At 70.6% G+C, this 19,277-nt stretch carries 11 protein-coding genes and 1 tRNA gene; 6 read left to right on the plus strand and 6 right to left on the minus strand.

The features are described 5' to 3' along the window. Positions 1-6: 6 nt before the first annotated feature. From AC2D9U_RS12575 to AC2D9U_RS12595, 5 genes are all read left to right on the plus strand, one after another. Positions 7-1,515, plus strand: coding sequence for a tripartite tricarboxylate transporter permease (locus AC2D9U_RS12575; RefSeq protein ID WP_484749411.1), 1,509 nt, complete (start codon positions 7-9; stop codon positions 1,513-1,515). 75 nt (positions 1,516-1,590) lie between these two features. Then, complete coding sequence (locus AC2D9U_RS12580) at positions 1,591-2,343, plus strand: SDR family NAD(P)-dependent oxidoreductase (RefSeq protein WP_484749413.1); 753 nt, start codon at positions 1,591-1,593, stop codon at positions 2,341-2,343. Between the two features lie 48 nt (positions 2,344-2,391). Further along, entirely contained in the window at positions 2,392-2,550 is a 159-nt protein-coding gene (locus tag AC2D9U_RS12585) for a hypothetical protein (RefSeq protein WP_484749414.1), read from the plus strand. Positions 2,551-2,620: 70 nt separating this feature from the next. Beyond that, the gene (locus tag AC2D9U_RS12590; protein ID WP_484749416.1) at positions 2,621-4,195 is read left to right on the plus strand and encodes a Na+/H+ antiporter; all 1,575 of its coding nucleotides are present in this window, start codon (positions 2,621-2,623) and stop codon (positions 4,193-4,195) included. A gap of 6 nt (positions 4,196-4,201) precedes the next feature. Next, positions 4,202-8,719, plus strand: a complete 4,518-nt coding sequence (locus AC2D9U_RS12595) for a DUF4011 domain-containing protein (protein WP_484749417.1) — start codon at positions 4,202-4,204, stop codon at positions 8,717-8,719. A gap of 60 nt (positions 8,720-8,779) precedes the next feature. On the opposite strand, the gene AC2D9U_RS12600 is transcribed toward AC2D9U_RS12595, so the two are convergent. The 6 genes from AC2D9U_RS12600 to AC2D9U_RS12625 form a co-directional block, all read right to left on the minus strand. Then, the gene (locus tag AC2D9U_RS12600) at positions 8,780-10,111 is read right to left on the minus strand and encodes a TRAP transporter large permease (protein ID WP_484749418.1); all 1,332 of its coding nucleotides are present in this window, start codon (positions 10,109-10,111) and stop codon (positions 8,780-8,782) included. A gap of 2 nt (positions 10,112-10,113) precedes the next feature. Next, positions 10,114-10,653 carry a TRAP transporter small permease gene (locus tag AC2D9U_RS12605; RefSeq protein ID WP_484749420.1) on the minus strand — a complete coding sequence of 180 codons (540 nt, stop codon included), beginning with the start codon at positions 10,651-10,653 and terminating at the stop codon, positions 10,114-10,116. 127 nt (positions 10,654-10,780) lie between these two features. Next, positions 10,781-11,884, minus strand: a complete 1,104-nt coding sequence (locus tag AC2D9U_RS12610; protein WP_484749421.1) for an endo-1,4-beta-xylanase — start codon at positions 11,882-11,884, stop codon at positions 10,781-10,783. After that, positions 11,884-16,425, minus strand: coding sequence for a glutamate synthase large subunit (gltB, locus tag AC2D9U_RS12615; RefSeq protein WP_484749423.1), 4,542 nt, complete (start codon positions 16,423-16,425; stop codon positions 11,884-11,886). Before gltB ends, AC2D9U_RS12610 begins: the two co-directional genes overlap by 1 nt. Before the next feature lie 5 nt (positions 16,426-16,430). Continuing rightward, positions 16,431-17,870 carry an NAD(P)-dependent oxidoreductase gene (locus tag AC2D9U_RS12620; protein ID WP_484749424.1) on the minus strand — a complete coding sequence of 480 codons (1,440 nt, stop codon included), beginning with the start codon at positions 17,868-17,870 and terminating at the stop codon, positions 16,431-16,433. 205 nt (positions 17,871-18,075) lie between these two features. After that, on the minus strand, positions 18,076-19,032 hold the full coding sequence (locus tag AC2D9U_RS12625; protein ID WP_484749426.1) for a complex I NDUFA9 subunit family protein: 957 nt from the start codon (positions 19,030-19,032) through the stop codon (positions 18,076-18,078). Between the two features lie 154 nt (positions 19,033-19,186). Between AC2D9U_RS12625 and AC2D9U_RS12630 the strand changes: the two genes are divergently transcribed. Beyond that, positions 19,187-19,273, plus strand: a tRNA-Leu gene (locus AC2D9U_RS12630). Positions 19,274-19,277 lie beyond the last annotated feature (4 nt).

Here is a 19,277-nt window from a genome sequence, read left to right on the forward strand (position 1 = left end):
CGAGCCATGGAAACCCTTGTCAGCAACCTGATCCTCGGCTTCGGCGTCGCGCTGACGCTGGACAACCTCATCTTCGCCCTGCTGGGTGCGTTCATCGGCACGGCCATCGGCGTGCTGCCGGGCATCGGCCCGGTGGCCACCATCTCCCTGCTCCTGCCGATCACCTTCGGCATGAGCCCGACCACCGCCATCATCATGCTCGCCGGCATCTACTACGGCGCGCAGTACGGCGGCTCGACCACGGCGATCCTGCTGAACCTGCCCGGCGAGGTCAGTTCGGTCGTGACCGTGCTCGAGGGCTACAAGATGGCCCGCAAGGGCCGGGCAGGTGCTGCGCTGGCCACCGCCGCGCTCGCCAGCTTCTTCGCCGGCACGGTGGCGACCATCGTGGTGGCGGCCTCGGGCCCGCTGCTGACCTCCGTCGCGCTCTCCTTCGGCCCGGCGGATTACTTCTCGCTGATGTTCCTCGGTCTGGTCATCTCGGCCGTGCTGGCGCAGGGCTCGGTGATCAAGGGCATCGGCATGGTGGTGCTGGGCGTGGGCCTCGGCCTGGTCGGCACCGACGTGCAGACCGGCCAGCAGCGCTTCACCTTCGGCGTGCCGGAACTATCGGACGGCATCGGCTTCGTCGCCATCGCCATGGGCATGTTCGGCATCGCCGAGATCGTGCTGAACCTGGAGCGCCCGGAAAGCCGCAACGTGCTGACCCACAAGGTCGGCAGCCTGTTCCTGACGCGCGAGGAATTCCGCCGCGCCGTTCCCTCCACGCTCCGCGGCACGGTGCTGGGCACGGTGCTGGGCATCCTGCCCGGCGGCGGCGCCGCGCTCTCCTCCTTCGGTTCCTACATGATGGAGCGGAAGATCTCGACGCACCGGCATGAATTCGGCACCGGCGCGATCGAGGGCGTGGCGGGGCCGGAAGCGGCCAACAACGCCGCCGCGCAGTCGAGCTTCATCCCGCTGCTCACGCTCGGCATCCCGGCCAACGCCGTGATGGCGCTGATGGTCGGCGCGCTGATCATCCAGGGCATCCAGCCGGGCCCGCGCATGGTCGAAGCGCAGCCCGACCTGTTCTGGGGCCTCATCGCCTCCATGTGGGTCGGCAACGTGATGCTGCTGGTCATCAACCTGCCGATGATCGGCATGTGGGTGAAGCTGCTGGAAGTGCCCTACCGCTTCCTCTACCCCTCGATCCTCGTGTTCTGCGCCATCGGCGTCTATTCGCTGAACAACAACGTCTTCGACGTCTACCTGACGGTGGTGTTCGGCGTGTTCGGCTACCTCTGCTCGAAGCTGAAGCTGGAAGGCGCGCCGCTGCTGATCGGCTTCGTGCTGGGGCCGATGATGGAAGAGCATCTGCGCCGCGCCATGCTGCTCTCGCGCGGCGACCCGATGGTGTTCATCGAGCGGCCGATCTCGGCCACCATGCTCGGCATCGCCGCGATCGCGCTGCTGGCCATGGCCCTGCCCGCGCTGCGCAGCAAGAAGAACGCCGCGCTGGCCGAAGGCGGCTGAAGCCTTCGCCATCACGACGAAAAAAAGGGGCCGTCCCGCCAGGGGCGGCCCTTTCCATTTGGGGGAGACAAACGCATGGATCTGCAATTGACGGGCAAGGTGGCGCTGGTCACCGGCGCCTCGGCCGGGCTTGGCCGCACCATCGCGAAGCTGCTGGCGGCCGAAGGCTGCCGCCTTGCCCTGCTCGCCCGCCGCCGGCCGCTGCTGGAAAGCCTCGCCGCCGAATTGCCGGCCAGCGCCGAGCCGCTGATCGTGGTCGAGGATTTCCTCTCCCCCGGCGCGGCGGAGCGCACGCGCGACGCGGTGCTCGGCCGCTTCGGCCGCTGCGACATCCTGGTGAACAATGCCGGCGGCAGCCGGCCCCAGACCGATCTCGGCCCCGATGAGGTCTGGATGGAGAGCATGGAGATCAACTTCCATGCCGGCCGTCGCATGACCCACGCCTTCGTCCCCGCCATGCGCGCCAACAAATGGGGCCGCATCGTCAACATCACCGGCTCGGACGAACCGCACATCGTCAACGCCGCCAATGCGCCGAACGGGGCCGTGCATATCTGGGCCAAGGCGCTGTCGCGCGTGCTGGGGCCGGACGGCATCACGGTGAACAGCGTGCCCCCCGGCCGGCTGCGCAGCGAGCAGATCGACGCGCGCATCCTGACCAGCGAGGCCGCGCGCCAGGAATGGGCGGCGAAGGAGGTGCCGGTGGGCTTCATCGGCGAGCCCGAGGATCTGGGCGTGCTGGTCACCTTCCTCTGCTCGCCGCGGGCGCGCTACATCACGGGGCAGGTGATCCATGTCGATGGCGGGACCACGCGCTTCAGCCATTGACCGCGCCGCGAGCGGGCCGAAGATGGGCGGGCTTCTGGGGATGAGCGCATGGCCTGGCTGATCCGACTCCTCCTGCTCGCGGCGGGCGCCATCACCGCGCTGTTCGTCGCGCGCGACGCGCCGAACTTCGCGGTGATCGAGGGCATGGTCGCCACCGTCATCATCGCGGCCATCGTGCTGGCCCTTGCCCTGACTCGGCGGAAATAGGCCGGTTCCACGCGGTGCGCCTTCCGGCCTATCCTTGCCGGCATGGGAATCCGCGCAGGGAAGGCCGCGCATGGAGATAGTCGAGGCCGTCCTGGCCCTCATCGCCGCCTGCATCGGCTTCGCGCTGCTCGCGCGGCGGCTGAACCTGCCCTATGCGGTGATCCTGGTGCTGGGCGGCATGGCGTTGGCCTTCGTGCCCGGCCTGCCGAGCGTGACGCTCGACCCGCAGATCGCGCTGGCCTTCTTCCTGCCGCCGCTGCTCCAGGCCAGCGCCTGGCGCACCGATTGGCGGGCCTTCCGCGCCAATCTGCGCCCGATCCTGCTGCTGGCGGTGGGCGCGGTGCTGTTCACGGCGGTGTGCATCGCGGTGGTGGTGAAGCTGCTGGTCCCGGGCCTGCCCTGGGCGGCGGCCGTGGCGCTGGGGGCGATCGTCGCCCCGCCGGATGCGGTGGCTGCCGCCGCCGTGCTGTCGCGCCTGCGCATCCCGCGCCGCATCGTCACGGTGCTGGAAGGCGAGAGCCTGGTGAACGACGCTACGGCGCTGGTGCTCTACCGCTTCGCGATCCTGGCGGTGGCGGCAGGCGGCATCAGCTTCGAGGATGTCGCCGGCAGCTTCGCCCTGGTGGCGGCGGGCGGCATCGCCATGGGCTTCGCGGTGGGCTGGGTGGCGAACTGGGTATTCCCGCGCCTGCGTGATGCGCTGCTGGTGACGGCGGCGAGCTTCATCGCCTGCTTCGCCAGCTTCTTCGCGGCCGAGTTCTTCCATCTCTCGGGCGTGCTGGCGGTGGTCACCACCGGCCTGCTGCTCGGCCAGTTGCAGCACCGTACCCTGACGCCCGAGACGCGCATCGCCGCGCGCACCGTCTGGGAGTTCAGCGAATTCGTGCTGACCAGCCTCGTGTTCCTGATGGTCGGGCTGCAGCTGCGCGACATCCTCGCCCGGCTGGGTGAGCGCGGCGTCGCCGAGCTTGTGCTGCTGGCGCTGGCGGTCTCGGCGGTGCTGATCGTGAGCCGCTTCGTCTGGGTCTTCCCGGCGAGCTGGCTGCCGCGGCTGATCCCGGCCGTGCGGCGCACGGACCCGATGCCGCCCCTGGGGCATCTCGTGGTGATCTCCTGGGCGGGAATGCGCGGGGTGGTCTCGCTCGCCGCCGCCCTTGCCCTGCCGCTCGACTTTCCGGAGCGCGACCTGCTGGTCTTCCTCGCCTTCTGCGCCATCCTGGCCACACTGGTGGTGCAGGGCACGACGCTGGAATGGGTGATCCGTCGGATGAAGGTGGAGGAACCCCGCCCGCGCGGCATGGCGAGCGAGGAGGCGGAGGTGCGCCGCCACATCGCCGCCGCCGCCCATGCCGAGATCGCGCGCCGGGCGGAGGATCTGCTGGAAGGCGCCGTGGCGCGCGACCTGCTGGGCGAATACGCCGACAAATCCCGCGTCTTCCAGGCGGTCGCCGGCGGGACGGGCCATGCGGAGCTGGAGGCACGGATGCGAATTCGCCTCGCCGCGCTGCGCGCCGCCCATGCCGCCCTTCTCGCGCACCACCAGGCGGGCCATCTGGACGACGAATTGCTGCATGGGCTGGAACGCGAGCATGACCTGGAGGAACTTCGAATCCTGCGCACCCTTGGCATCACCCCTGCCGGCTGAGCGCGCATGAGTGCTTCCCTCGCCGCGCGGCTCGAGGAAGCCCGGCGCGGCCTGCTCGACCTCTCCACCCGCAACCGCCTGCTTGCTCTGCCCCGGCCGGGGCGGTCGCGCGGCGTGGTGCTGCTGCAGGATGAGGATGCGGATTTCGTCCTGGCCGAGCTGCTGGCCGGCCGTGCCTTCAGCTTCGAGGCCGCCGGCGAGGCGCCGGCGGCGGACGATACCGCGTCCACGGCGCCGCCGGGCAAGGCGCGGCGCGGCGGCCGGCGCTCCGCCAAGGCCGAGGGCATCGCCACCGCGAAGGCCGACCAGAGCCCGGAGGAAGCCCGGCGCGACACGCGGCTGCGCGTGCAGCTGCCGCCCGCCGAGCTCGCCCGCCGCCTGCGCGACCTGATGCAGGATGCCCGCACGGCGCGGGAGGAAACGGGTGTCGCCACCCTCTCGCTCGCCATCGGCACGCTGTCCTGGCGCGACCCCGCGACGCCCGAGACCGAGCGCCTTGCCCCGCTTGCGCTGCTGCCGGTGACGCTGGAGCGCGAGGGCGTGTCGCAGAGCTTCCGCCTGCGCGCCCTGGGCCTGGAGGTGCAGGAGAACCTCTCGCTGCGCGAGAAGCTCGCCAGCGAGTTCCGCCTCACCTTGCCGCCCTTCGACGCCGAATCCTACGACCCCACCGCCTGGGCGGATGCCGTGCAGGCGGCGCTGGGCGGCCAGCCGGGCTGGCGGGCGGATGCGGATGGCCTGGCGGTCGGGCTGTTCAGCTTCCAGAAATTCCTGATGTGGCGGGATCTCGACCCCGCGACCAACCCCGGCCTGCTCACCCACCCGCTGGTGCAGGCGCTGGTGGGTGGGGCGCGGCTGGACAGCCCCGCCCCCTTCGCGCTCGACGCCGATGTGGATGAGGCGATCCCGGTCGAGCGGCTCGACCATGTGATGGATTGCGACGGCAGCCAAGCGCTGGCCGCGGAATCGGTCCGCCGGGGCGGGCATGTGGTGATCCAGGGTCCGCCCGGGACGGGCAAGAGCCAGGTCATCACCACCCTGATCGCCCAGGCGGTGCTGGATGGCCGCAGCGTGCTCTTCGTGGCGGAGAAGCTGGCGGCGCTGGAGGTGGTGCAGCGCCGCCTGGGCGCCATCGGCCTCGGCGCGGCCTGCCTGGAACTGCACAGCGAGAAGCAGTCGAAGCGCGCCGTGCTGGACGAATTGCGCGCCACCCTGGCCATGCCGCCGGTGCCCCGGCCGGAGCGCGAGGCGCTGATCAAGCGGCTGGGCGCCCTGCGCGGCCGGCTCAACGGCCATGCCCGCGCCATGGAAGCGCCGGTGGCCGAGAGCGGACAGCCGCTGCACCGCGTGGTCGGCGCCCTGGTGGGTCGCCGCCTGGAGGGCGCCGCCCCGCCCGACTTCACCCTGCCCGCCGGCGCCTGGAGCGCGGCGCGGATCGAGGCCGCGCGCGATGCGGTACGCGAACTCGCCGCCCGCGCCGCCGAGGGCGGGCCCGCCAGCGCCTGGCGCGGCGTGGGGGCGGATCTCTCGCCCCTGGCGCAGGAACGCCTGCTCGCCCGGCTGCCGGCGCTGATCCGCAGCCTCGCCGCCGGCGCCCGCGCCCTGGCCCCGGCCGCCCAGGCGCTGGGCCGCGCTGGCCCCGGCGCGGCGGGGGCGGCCGCGCTGCTCGCCCTGTCCCGCGCCGTGGCCGCCGCGCCGGCGCATGACCGGGCGGCGATGGCCCATCCCGCCTGGGCTGGCGACCCCGCGCCGCTCCGCGCCTTGGCCGAGGCGGCGATGACGCTGGCCCACGCCGCGCGCGACCCGCGCCTGCTGCCCAAGGCCTGGGAGGTGCCCGGCCTGGCCGAGGCGCGTGCCGCCCTGGCGGCGGGCGGGGGCATCTTCGGCTTCCTCTCCGGCACGCAGCGTGCCGCCAAGGCCACCGCCGCGCGCGTCGTGGCGGGGGGGACGGAGCCGCTCGCCGCCCTCGACGCCGCCCTCGCCGCCCAGGCCGCCGACCAGGCGCTGCGCCAGGGCGACCTCACCCCCTTCGGCACGCTGCGGGACAATCCGGGCGCGATGCTCGCCTTGGTGCAGTGGCGCGCCCAGCACGGGGCCGAGGCCGCCGCCGCCCTCGCCGCCGGGCTGCCGGCGATCGACCCGGCCCCGGTGGCGGCCGCCAGTGCCGCCCATGCCGAGTGGATGGCCGAGACGGCGCCCGAGCCCGAGCTTGCCGACCTGTCCTTCGCCGATCTCGCCGCGCGGCTCGGCGATTGGGCCGGCCAGCCCGAGAGCCTGCCGAGCTGGCTCGGCTGGCGGCGTGCCGTTGCTGCAGCGGGGGAGGAGCTCACGCCCCTTGTGCAGCGCCTCGCCGCCGGCAGCCTCGCGCCCGAGGCCGCGCTGCCGGCCTTCGAGCATGCGCTGGAAGAGGCGCTGCTGAAGGCCGCGATGCGCGCCCGCCCGGAACTCGCCGCCTTCGACGGCGCGGGCTTCGACCGGCTGGTGGCGGAGTTCATCGAGGCCGATCGCGCGCGCCTCGCCTTGGCCAAGGCCGAGGCGCAGCACGCCCATGCCGCCGCCCTGGCCCGGGTGCGCGCCGGCCTGCCGGGCTATGACTTCCTGAAGGGCGAGTTCGAACGCAAGCGCGGCCACCAGCCGGTGCGCGAATTGCTGCTGCGCGCCGGCCCGGCGATCCAGGCGGCCAAGCCGGTCTTCATGATGTCGCCGCTCTCGGTCGCGCAATTCCTTGCCCCGCCGCATGGGCTGCGACCCGGCTTCACCTTCGACCTGCTGGTGATCGACGAGGCCTCCCAGGTCGAGCCGGTGGATGCGCTGGGCGCCATCGCGCGCTGCCGCCAGATGGTGGTGGTGGGCGACGACAAGCAGATGCCGCCCACCCGCTTCTTCCAGCGCATGACCAGCGAGGAGGAGGACGCGCCGGAGGAAGAGGCCGAGGCCAGCGTCGGCGCGCGGGAAGTCGAGAGCATCCTCGGCCTCGCCAATGCGCGCGGCGTGCCCAATGTGATGCTGCGCTGGCACTACCGCAGCCGGCACGAGAGCCTGATCGCCACCTCCAACGCCGAATTCTACAACAACCAGCTGATGATCCTGCCCGCCGCGCGGGCGCGCTCGGCCACGCTCGGCCTTTCGCTGGTGCGGGTGGAGGGCGTCTGGCAGGCGGGGGCGGGGGTGAACCTGCCGGAGGCCGAGGCCGTGGCCGCCGCCGTGCTGGCCCATGCCGAGGCCGCGCCGGGCGATACGCTGGGCGTCGCGGCGTTTTCCATCCGCCAGCGCGACGCGATCCTGGACGCGATCGAGAAGCTGCGGCGCGAGAAGCCCGCCACCGATGCCTTCTTCGTCGCCCACCCGCATGAGCCCTTCTTCGTGAAGAACCTGGAGAATGTGCAGGGCGATGAGCGCGACGCGATCTTCATCAGTGTCGGCTATGCGCGCGGCGCCGATGGCAAGCTCGCCATGCGCTTCGGCCCGCTCTCGGCCGATGGCGGGGAGCGGCGGCTGAACGTGCTGATCACGCGCGCGAAGAAGCGCTGCGTGGTCTTCTCGGGCCTCACCGCGGACGACATCGACCTCGAGCGCGCGAGCGGGCGCGGCGTGGCGGCGCTCAAGACCTTCCTCCGCTTCGCCGCCGGGCATGAATCGCAGCGCGCAACCGGCGAGGTCGCCTCCGCCCCGCTCGCGCGGGCCATCGCGGCCGAGATGCAGGCGGCGGGCTATGAACCCGTGGCGCGCGTCGGCACCTCGGGCCTGTTCCTCGATGTCGCGGCGCGGCGCGAGGGCGTCTTCACCCTGGGCGTGGAGGCCGATGCCGGCGACTGGGCCTCGGTCCGCGCCGCGCGCGACCGCGAGCGCGGCCGCCCCGCCGCGCTGGGCATGATGGGCTGGAAGCTGCACCGCGCCTGGTCGCTCGCCTGGCTGGCCCGGCCCGAGGCCGAGCGCGCGCGGCTGCGCGCCGCCCTGGGGGCCGCGCCCGAGGAAGCGGCGGCGCCCAGCACGGCGGGGGCCGATCCGGGCCTCGCCACGCCCTATGTCGAGGCCACGCCCGAGGTGCCGCGCGACACGCCGATCCCGGAGGCCGGCTTCGCCCAGCTTGGCGGGCTGCTCGCCGAGATCATCCGCATCGAGCAGCCCGTGCATGGTGATGCGGTGCTGGAGCGCGCGCGGCTGCTCTGGGGCCGCGAAAGGCTGGAAGCGGCCGAGCGCGCCGCGCTGCAGCAGGCGTTGCGCCTGGCCGCGCAGTTGCATGGCGTGGTCGAGCAGGGCGGCTTCTGGACCAGCGAGGAGGCGCCCGCGGTGCTCGCGCGCGACCGCCGTGCGGCGGGGGTGCATCTGCGCCGCGCCGCCATGGTCGCCCCGGCCGAGGTCGAGGCCGCCGCCCGCGCGCTGCTCGCCGCCGTGCCGGTGGTGACCGAGGAGGAACTCGCCGCCGGGGTGGTGCGGATGCTGGGCCTCGACCCCCAGGCGGGCCCCGCCATCGCCGCGCGGGTCGCGGCGCTGGTGGGGGCGGGGGTGATCACGGTCGCGGGCTAAGGCCCGCGCGGGAGGCAAATCCCGGGCTGACGCCCGCGCGGAGGGCCGCTTGCGGGCCGATCAGCCGCCCATCATCGTATTGGGCAGCCAGGTGATCAGACCCGGGAAGACCGTCACCAAGGCGACGGCGACGAGCATCAGGAAGAAGAAGGGCAGGGTGTTGCGCGCCACCGTCATCATGCCCTTGCCCGTCAACCCTTGTAGGACAAAGAGGTTGAACCCCACGGGCGGGGTGATCTGCGCGAGTTCCACCACCAGCACGATGAAGATGCCGAACCAGATCAGGTCGAAGCCGGTGGCCGCGATGATCGGCAGCACGACCGATGCAGTGAGCACGATCATGCTGATGCCATCGATGAAGCAGCCAAGCACGAGGTAGATCAGCGTCAGCACGAAGATGATCATGAAGGGGCTGAAGCCCTGGCTGCCCACCCAGGTCGCCATCGCGGCCGGGATGCCGGAATAGGCCATCGCCTTGGTCAGGAAGGCCGCGCCCGCCAGGATCAGGTTGATCATGCAGGACAGCCGCACCGCGCCCATCAGGCTCGCGACGAACGATTCCCGGTTGAGCGTGCCCCCCCAGGCGGAGAGCGCCAGCGCGCCGACCACGCCGAACACGGCGGCCTCGGTGGCGGTTGCCCACCCGAAATAGATGCTGCCCATGACGAAGGCGATCAGCAGAACCACCGGGAACAACTGCCCGCTGGCGCGCAGCTTCTCACGCAGCGGCATGGGCGGGTCGGGCGGCGGCGTCAGATGCGGGTTCAGCAGCGACCAGACGGCGATGTAGCCGCTGAACAGCACCATGAGCAGGATGCCCGGGATGATGCCCGCCATGAACAGCCGCACGATCGAGACTTCCGCGGCCACGCCATAGACGATCATGACGATGGAGGGCGGGATCAGCAGCCCGAGCGTGCCCGCGCCGGCCAGCGAGCCGATGGCCATCGGTTGATGATAGCCGCGCTGGGTCAGGGCGGGCAGCGACATCTTGCCGATGGTTGCCGCCGTCGCCGCCGAACTGCCCGAGACGGCGGCGAAGATCCCGCAGCCGATGACGTTCACATGCATCAGCCGCCCCGGCAGGCGCTGCACCCAGGGCGCGAGCCCCTTGAACATGTCCTCCGACAATTTCGTGCGGAACAGGATCTCGCCCATCCAGATGAACAGGGGGAGGGCGGCCAGCGTCCAGCTTGCCAGCGAGGCCCAGACCGCGCTGCCCAGCACCTTCTCGGCCGGAAAGGTGGCCATACCCGGCATGAGCATGGGCAGAGCGATCAGCCCGACCAGCCCCGTGGCCAGCAGGCCGAGCCCGATCCAGACGCCCAGGGCCAGGACGACGAAGAGGAAGCCGAGCAGCAGCAAGCCCGCCTCGGTCTGCGCGAGATCCATGCTCAGAGTTCCTCGGAGGCGCGGTTCAGCGCCGATTGCTCTGCCACGCGGCGGTAGGAGGGCAAGCCGCCAGTCAGATGCACCACAAGATCATCGACCAGCGCGAGCGCGAACAGCGCCGCCCCGGCCGCGCAGGCGGCCTGCGGGATCCACAGGAGCCAGGGCACGGTGCCCTGCGCCACATCCTCGAACTGCCAGGAGTCGAAGGCGAGGTCAGCGACCGCATAGGCGAGGAAGGCGCAGAGTGCGGCCGTGAGTGTCAGCGCCACCGCCTCCATCAGGAAGCGCAGGCGGCCCTTCACGTGCCCGATCAGGAGATCGACGCGGATATGCGCCCCCGCGCGGAAGGCATAGGCCAGAGGCAGCAGGGCTGAGCCCGCCACGGCGAAGGCCGTGAGGTCATCGGCGCCATCGAGCGAGACGCCGAATTGCCGCCCCACCACCTGGGCAGCAATGATGGCCCCGATCGCCGCGAGCGCGATCGCGCCCGCGATGCCGCCCAACAGGTAGAGCCCGTCAAGGCCCCGCCGCAGCGCGGACATTCAGCGGCACACCGGACGGGCCACGATGGGCGCGCAGTGGAATCTGGTCATGTGGTGAAGCCCTCGCCGGTCGACGCTCGAGCCTGGATCATCCGCGCCGCCTTGCTGCGGCGCAAGAGGGTTCGGCCTAAACGGTCGGTCGTGCCGGTGCCGCATCGAAAGCGGCGGCGATGGCGTGCCACATCGGCTTGCGGCGCATCTCGTCATCATAGGGCAGGGGCCGCGCCAGCGCGGAATCGCGCCGCCGGTGCTCGGCCAGCACGCCGCGGCGAATCCAGGAATGTCGGTCGCTCAGCCCCCAGGCGGTGACGCTGCGCACCGCGGGCTCGGCGAGCGTGGCGTCGAGGAAACGGCGCGTGAGATCGGCCACCGCCGCATCGCGCGCCGCCGGGGCGGCGGGCAAGGCGCGGTCATTCACGTCAAGCTCGGTGATCTCGATGGTCAGGCCGAGGCCAGCGACCTCGCCCAGGAAATCGCGCCACTCATTGGCCTCGAAGGGCAGATGCGCGCTGAGATGGCCCTGCACGCCGAGCACCTGCACCGGTGCGCCGGATTCCTTCAGCGCGCGCAGCAGCGCCAGCACGCCAAGCCGCTTGCGCCGGCCATAGAGAGTCGCATGCTCGCAGCCATAGTCATTATAGGCGAGCCGCGCCGCGGGGTCGGCCGCGCGGGCGAGGGTGAAGGCGCGCGGGATGTAGTCGGGCCCGAGCAGGCGCAGCAGTCGCGTGCGGCGCAGCCAGTCGGGCCTTCCATCGGCGATGTGGATGGCCTCGTTCAGCACGTCCCAGGTCGTGATGCGACCCGCGAAATGGGCGACGGTGACGGCGACGTGCCGATCCGCCGCCTCGGCCAGCGCGGGCGCGGTGAGTTCGCCCGCCCAGGCGGGTTCGGATTCGTGCCAGAGCAGCGTGTGGCCGCGCAGGCCCATGCCGGATTCGCGGGCGAAGCGGGCGATCATGTCGGGCCCCGCGAAGCTGCGCCGGCCGCGCTCGGGCTCGATGATGCGCCATTTCTGCTCGTATTCCGGCACGAGCAGCCCGCAATCGGCCCGCAGCGCGGCCACGAGGTCGCGCTCACCCAATTGGCGTGCCGTGATGGCTGCGCCGAAGGCAAGCCCCTTCGCCGCGGCGCGCGCCTGCAAGCCGGTGCCGCCCGTGACGCGCACGGGCGCGGCCGCCTGCGTGGTGCCGCAGCCGGCCAGGAGAAGCGCCGGCAGGTGCCGGCGCAGCATCACTCCGCCGCGACGGCCGCCGCGTCGGTCATCGGATGCGTGAGGTAGCGCGCGTAGTCCTTCGGCACGACATGCCAGAAGCGGCCGCGCTCCTGCGCCCAGTCATTGAGCAGGCGGGCGGCGAAGGGGCTCTCCGTCTCCTGCACATGCCGCGCGATGTGCTCGCGCAGCACTTCCTCCCAATGCGAGGAGCCGCCGAGGCGCCGCCAGAGCAGCGTCTCGGGGTTCACGCGCTTCTCGAAATTGTCGTCGGCGTCGTAAAGGAAGGCCATGCCGCCGGTGAAGCCGGCGCCGAAATTGTCGCCGACCGCGCCCAGGATCACGGCGCAGCCGCCGGTCATGTATTCGCAGCCATTGGCGCCGCAGCCCTCGACCACCGCGAGCGCGCCGGAATTGCGCACCGCGAAGCGCTCGCCCGCCTGGCCGGCGGCGAAGAGCGCACCGCCCGTGGCGCCGTAGAGCACGGTGTTGCCGATGATCGTGTTCTCGTTCCAGACGATCGGCGAGGAATAGGCGGGCCGCACCACGATGGTGCCGCCCGACAGGCCCTTGCCGACATAGTCGTTGGCGTCGCCGATCACCTCGAGCTTGAGGCCGCGCACCGCAAACGCCCCGAGCGACTGGCCGGCACTGCCGCGCAGCCGCACCGTGAGATGCCCGCGCTGCAGCCCCTCCATGCCGAACTTGCGCACGATCTTGCTGCTGATCTTCGTGCCGATGGCGCGATGCGTGTTGCGGATGTTGTACTGCAACTGCATCTTCTCGCCGCGCTCGAACAATGCCGCGGCGTCGCGGATCATGTCGGCGTCCAGCGTCTCCGGCACCTCGTTGCGGCCTTCCTGCGTGCAGTAGGGCTTGTGCGGGCCGGCATCGGCCTTGACCAGCAGCGGGTTGAGATCGAGGTCGTCGAGGTCCGCCGAACCGCGGCTGACCTGGGCGAGCAGATCCGTGCGCCCGATCACGTCCTCAAGCCGGCGGATGCCGAGCGAGGCCAGGATCTCACGCACTTCCTCCGCCACCAGGGAGAAGAGGTTGATGACCTTCTCCGGCGTGCCGGCGAACTTGCCGCGCAGCGTCTCATCCTGCGTGCACACGCCGACGGGGCAGGTGTTGGAGTGGCACTGCCGCACCATGATGCAGCCCATGGCGACGAGGCTGGCCGTGCCGATGCCGAATTCCTCCGCACCCAGCATGGCGGCGATCACCACGTCGCGCCCGGTCTTGATGCCGCCATCAGTGCGCAGCCGCACGCGGTGGCGCAGCCGGTTGAGCATCAGCACCTGGTGCGTCTCGGACAGCCCCATCTCCCAGGGCAGGCCGGCGTATTTGATGCTCGACTGTGGGCTCGCACCCGTGCCGCCGCTATGGCCGGAGATCAGGATCGCATCCGCCTTGGCCTTCGCCACACCGGCCGCGATGGTGCCGATGCCCGAGCGCGCGACGAGCTTCACGCAGACCGTCGCATCGGGGTTGATCTGCTTCAGGTCGTAGATGAGCTGCGCCAGATCCTCGATCGAGTAGATGTCGTGATGCGGCGGCGGGCTGATCAGCATCACGCCCGGCGTGGAGTGGCGCAGCTTGGCGATCAGCTCGGTCACCTTGAAGCCGGGCAGCTGCCCGCCCTCGCCGGGCTTGGCACCCTGGGCGACCTTGATCTCGATCTCCTTGCAGTTGTTCAGGTATTCGGCGGTGACACCGAAGCGCCCCGAGGCGATCTGCTTGATGGCGGAGTTCGCGTTGTCGCCGTTGCGGCGCGGGCGCGCACGCGCCGGATCCTCGCCACCCTCACCGGAATCGCTGCGCGCGCCGATGCGGTTCATGGCGATGGAGAGCGTCTCATGCGCCTCGGGGCTCAGCGCGCCGAGCGAGATGCCGGGCGCCACAAGGCGCTTGCGGATCTCGGTGATGCTCTCGACCTCCTCCATCGGGATCGGCGTGCGACCCTCGAAGCGGAAGTCGAGCAGGTCGCGCAGCGCCACGGGCGGCAGCTCGCGCACCGCCTTGGTGTAGCGCTTGAAGGTCTGGTAGCTGTCGAGATCGACGGCCTTCTGCAGCATGTGGATGAGGTTGCCGTCGAAGGCGTGGTTCTCGCCCCGCTTGCGCAGCTTGTAGAGCCCGCCAACCGGCAGCGTCACCGAATCCGTATCCCAGGCCTTGGCATGCATCGCCAGCACGCGCCGCGCGATGCCCGACAGGCCGATGCCCGAGATGCGCGAGGGCACGCCCGGGAAGAACTCCGCCACCAGCGCGCGGGAGAGGCCGATGGCTTCGAAGTTCATGCCGCCACGGTAGGAGCTGATGACCGAGATGCCCATCTTGGACATCACCTTCAGCAGCCCCTTGTCCACCGCCTTCTTGTAGCGGGCGACGCAATCCTTCAGCGACTGGTTGGGGAAGAGCCCGCGCCGGTGCCGGTCCGCGATGCTCTCCTGCGCCAGATAGGCGTTGACCGTCGTGGCCCCCGCGCCGATCAGCACGGCGAAGTAGTGCACGTCGATCGTCTCGCCGCAGCGCACGTTCAGGCTGGTGAAGGTGCGCAGCGAGTGCTTGACGAGATGCGTGTGCACGCCGCCGACCGCGAGGATCATCGGGATCACCGCGCGCTCGGGCCCCTGGCCCTCATCGGTCAGGACGACATGCGCGCAGCCGCTGCGCACGCCTTCCTCGGCCTCGCGGCGGATGCGCTCGATGGCGCGGCGCAGCCCGCCTTCGCCCTCGGAGACGGGGAAGGTGCAATCCACCACGCAGGCGGTGGTGCCCATATAGGCGCGCATTGCGGCGAATTCCGCGTTGGACAGCACGGGGCTGTCCAGCATCAGCATGTCGCACTGCGTCGGGTCCTCATCGAGGATGTTCCCGAGATTGCCGAGCCGCGTCTTGAGCGACATCACGCGCGTCTCGCGCAGGCTGTCGATGGGCGGGTTCGTCACCTGGCTGAAGGACTGCCGGAAGTAGTGATGCAGCCCGCGATAGGTATTGGAGAGCACGGCGACGGGCGTGTCGTCGCCCATGCTGCCTACGGCCTCGTTCGCATCCTCCACCATCGGGTGCAGGATCGTCTCCAGCTCCTCGAGCGTGTAGCCGACGGCGAGCTGGCGGCGGCGCAGTGCCTCGCCGGTCCACTCCGCCTGCTCATCGGCGCCGGCCTTGACGATGCCGTCGATCCGCGTGGTGCGCCGCGTCCACTCGCCGAAAGGCTTGCGGGCGGAGAGTGAGTCCTTGAGTTCCGTGTCGGTGTAGAACTTGCCGGTCGCGAGCTCGACGCCCACGCACTGGCCGGGGCCGACGCGGCCCTTGGCCACCACCATGTCCTCGGCGATCTTCACCATCCCGGTCTCGGAACCGATGACGAGCATGTCGTCGCGCGTGATGGTGTAGCGCATCGGGCGCAGGCCGTTGCGGTCGAGCCCGCCGATCACCCACTTGCCGTCGGTGGCCGCGATCGCCGCCGGGCCGTCCCAGGGTTCCATCACCGCGTTGCAGTAGAGGAAGAATTCGCGATGCGCCTCGGGCATGGTGGCGTTGTTGCCGAGCGATTCCGGAATCAGCATCGCCTTGGCCATGGGCGCGTCGCGGCCGCCGCGCACCAGCAGTTCGAACACGTTGTCGAGCGTCGCGGTGTCGGAACCGCCGGCCTGCACGATCGGCTTCACATCGTCCATGAAGGGATCGAGCAGCGGGTGGGCGAGCCGCGTCTCATGCGACTTCATCCAGTTGGCGTTGCCCGACAGCGTGTTGATCTCGCCGTTGTGGGCGAGCATGCGGAAGGGCTGGGCGAGGCGCCAGGTGGGGAAGGTGTTGGTGCTGTAGCGCTGGTGGTAGATCGCGAAGCGGCTGACGAAGCGCTCATCCAGCAGGTCCGGGTAGAAATCCGTCAGGCTCTCCGCCAGGAACATGCCCTTGTAGATGATCGAGCGGCAGGAGAGCGAGCAGAGATAGAGCTCGGGGATCTGCGCGGCGATCGCCTGCTTCTCGATCCGGCGGCGGATCACGTAGAGGTCGCGCTCGAAGATGTCCTCGCTGACGTCGCGCGGGTTCCACAGCAGGATCTGCTCGATCTCCGGGCGGGTCGCATTGGCCTTCTCGCCGATGCAGGAGACCTCGATCGGCACCTGGCGCCAGGAATAGATGGCGTAGCCGGCGGCGAGGATCTCGCTCTCGACGATCTGGCGGCAGCGCTCCTGCGCGCCGAGATCGGTCTTGGGCAGGAAGACCATGCCCACGCCGATCTTGCCGGGCTTCACCTCGTCGCCGCCGCGGCGCACGACCTCGGCGAAGAAATCCTGCGGGATCTCGATATGGATGCCCGCGCCGTCGCCGGTCTTGCCATCGGCATCGACCGCGCCGCGGTGCCACACGGCGCGCAGCGCATCGATGCCCGCCTGCACGACCTTGCGCGAGGCCTTGCCATCCAGCGCGGCGACGAGCCCCACACCGCAGGCATCGTGTTCGGTGAGGTCGAGATGGGCGTCCTGCAGCGTCGCGGTGTTGGCGCGGTAGGCCTCGACGAAATCGGTGCCGCTTTCGATGTGCTGGTCCATCTTGGTCACTCCGCCGCCACGGCGAGCGCCGCGGTCTTCTGCTGGATGAAGCTGTGCATCTGTTCCGCCGCGTCACGCCCGTCGCGGATCGCCCACACGACGAGCGAGGCGCCGCGCACGATGTCGCCGGCGGCGAAGACGCCGGGCAGGTCGGTCATCATGGTGCGGTGGTTCACCTTCACCGTGCCCCAGCGCGTCACGGGCAGCGCGGGCTCGTTGAAGGCCTTAGGCAGATCCTCGGGATCGAAGCCGAGCGCCATGATGACGAGGTCGGCCGGCAGGTTGAAGCTGCTGCCCGGGATGGGCGCGACCTGCTGGCGGCCCGTCGCATCCGGCAGGCCGAGATGCATGCGGTGCGCGCGCACGGCGGTGACCGACGTATCGCCCAGGAAGGCCTCGGGCGCGCCGAGCCATTCGAAGACCACGCCCTCTTCCTCGGCATTGTACACTTCGCGCATCGAGCCCGGCATGTTCGCCTTGTCGCGGCGATAGAGGCAGGTGACGGAAGCCGCGCCCTGGCGCACGGCGGTGCGCACGCAATCCATCGCCGTGTCGCCGCCGCCGATCACCACAACGCGCTTGCCCTCGGCGTTCATCAGCCCGCTTTCCATCGCGGGCACGGTCTCGCCCAGGCCCGCGCGGTTGGAGGCGGTGAGGTAGTCCAGCGCGGGGACGATGCCATTCAGCCCGATGCCCGGCGCGGCCATGTCGCGCGCCTTGTAGACGCCGGTGGCGATCAGCACCGCGTCATGCTTCGCGCGCAGCTCGGCGAGGCTGATGTCGGTGCCGATGGCGACGTTGAGGTGGAAATGGATGCCGCCTTCCTCGAACTGCCTCCAGCGGCGCAGGACCACGTCCTTCTCCAGCTTGAAGTTCGGGATGCCGTAGATCATCAGCCCGCCGACGCGGTCGTAGCGGTCATAGACATGCACCTGGTAGCCGCGCTTGCGCAGCTGCTCGGCGGCGGCCAGCCCGCCCGGCCCGGCGCCGATGATGCCGACACTCTGCGCGAGTTCGCGCTTGGGCTTGGGCGGCGTGACCCAGCCCTGCTCCCAGGCCGTGTCGGTGATGTACTTCTCGACCGAGCCGATGGTCACCGAGCCGAAGCCCTTCTCGATGACGCAATTGCCCTCGCAGAGCCGGTCCTGCGGGCAGATGCGGCCGCAGATCTCGGGGAAGGTGTTGGTGGCGGAGGCGATCTCATAGGCCTCCTCCAGCCGGCCTTCGGCGGTCAGCTTCAGCCAGTCGGGGATGTTGTTGTTGAGCGGGCAATGCACCTGGCAGAAGGGCACGCCGCACTGGCTGCAGCGGCTGGCCTGGTCCTTCGCCGCGACGGGGTCGAAGGCCTTGTAGATCTCGTCGAAATCCTCGCGACGCAGATCGGCCGCGCGCTTCTCGGGGTTGCGCTGATCGAGGCGCGTGAATTGCAGCATGCGGTCGGCCATGGTGGCGAACTCTCCCTGGTCGCAGAGGCGTCCCGGTCGCGCGATCCCCACCACGCTGCCGGGATCGCCGCCTTAACGCAGCTTTTCCCGCAGCGCGAGTCCCTTTTTCACAAAAACGACAGCGAAGCTGCCCCAATAAGCCGGATTTTTCATCCCGACTGACCGGCCTTGTGGCTCGGCACGGCCAGAAATATCCGATTCGGACCTATCGGCCCATGTCGCGCCGGCCGCCACCCGGCCGGTAGCGAGTCAGGTAGCCAGGCACCACCGTCTCGATCGAGGTCGGCGTCACGCCCAGCGCCGCCAGCCCCGGCATCCCCTCGGCGGCCACATTGTCGCGCCCGAGCAGCAGCAGCTGGTCCTGCGTCACCGGCGGGGTCGGCAGCTTCTCCAGCAGCTTCGCCTGGAAGCGCATCAGCCCCATTGGCATGTCCACCATCCGCCGCTGCCGCCGGGTCGTGTCCAGGATGAAGCGCAGCACCTCGCGCATCGTGAGGATGCGCGGCCCGCCGAGCTCATAGGTCTGCCCCTGCGCCTCGGGCCGGGCGATCGCCGCCATCACCGCATCCGCCACATCGCCCACGAAGACCGGCTGGAAGCGGGTATCGCCCGCCACCACCGGCATGAAGGGCAGCAGCGAGGCCATCTGCGCGAAGCGGTTGAAGAAGCCATCCTCCGGGCCGAACACCACCGAGGGGCGCAGGATGGTCGCGGCCGGGAAGGCGGCCCGGAGCGCGGCCTCGCCGGCGGCCTTGCTTTTCGCGTAGAGGCTCGGGCTCGCCGCATCGGCGCCGATGGCCGAGACATGCACCACATGCTCCACCCCGGCCGCGGCGGCTAGGCGCCCGATCAGCCCCGGCGCCTCACCCTGCACGCGCTGGAAATCACCGGCCTTCTTCTCGAACAGGATGCCCACCAGGCTGACCACCACGCGCGCGCCCTCGATGGCGCGCGCCATCGCGGCTTCGTCGGCAAGCCCGGCGGCGAGGGGCACGATCTGGCCCACCCGGCCCTGCGTGGTCAGGAAGCGCATGGCCGCGGGGGCGCGCGTCACCACCCGCACCACATAATCCTGCGCGGCGAGGCGGCTGACGACATAGCGCCCGATGAACCCGCTGCCGCCGATGACCGTCGCGACCTTGCGGCCTGCCAGATCCTGCATGTGCCTGCCCTTCTGCCTTGCGCGGCGGACCATATGGGCGCGCCGCCGCGGCGCCAAGGCGGGACCGCGCCGTGGAAATGGGATGGGGACCCCCGCTTGACGCCCCCCGATCCGCCGATTAAACCGCCGCACCTCGACACGAGGAACGCCCCCTGCCCAGGTGGTGGAATTGGTAGACGCGCTGGCTTCAGGTGCCAGTGACCGCAAGGTCGTGAAGGTTCGAGTCCTTTCCTGGGCACCATCTC

This window comes from Roseomonas sp. TF40, assembly GCF_057219975.1.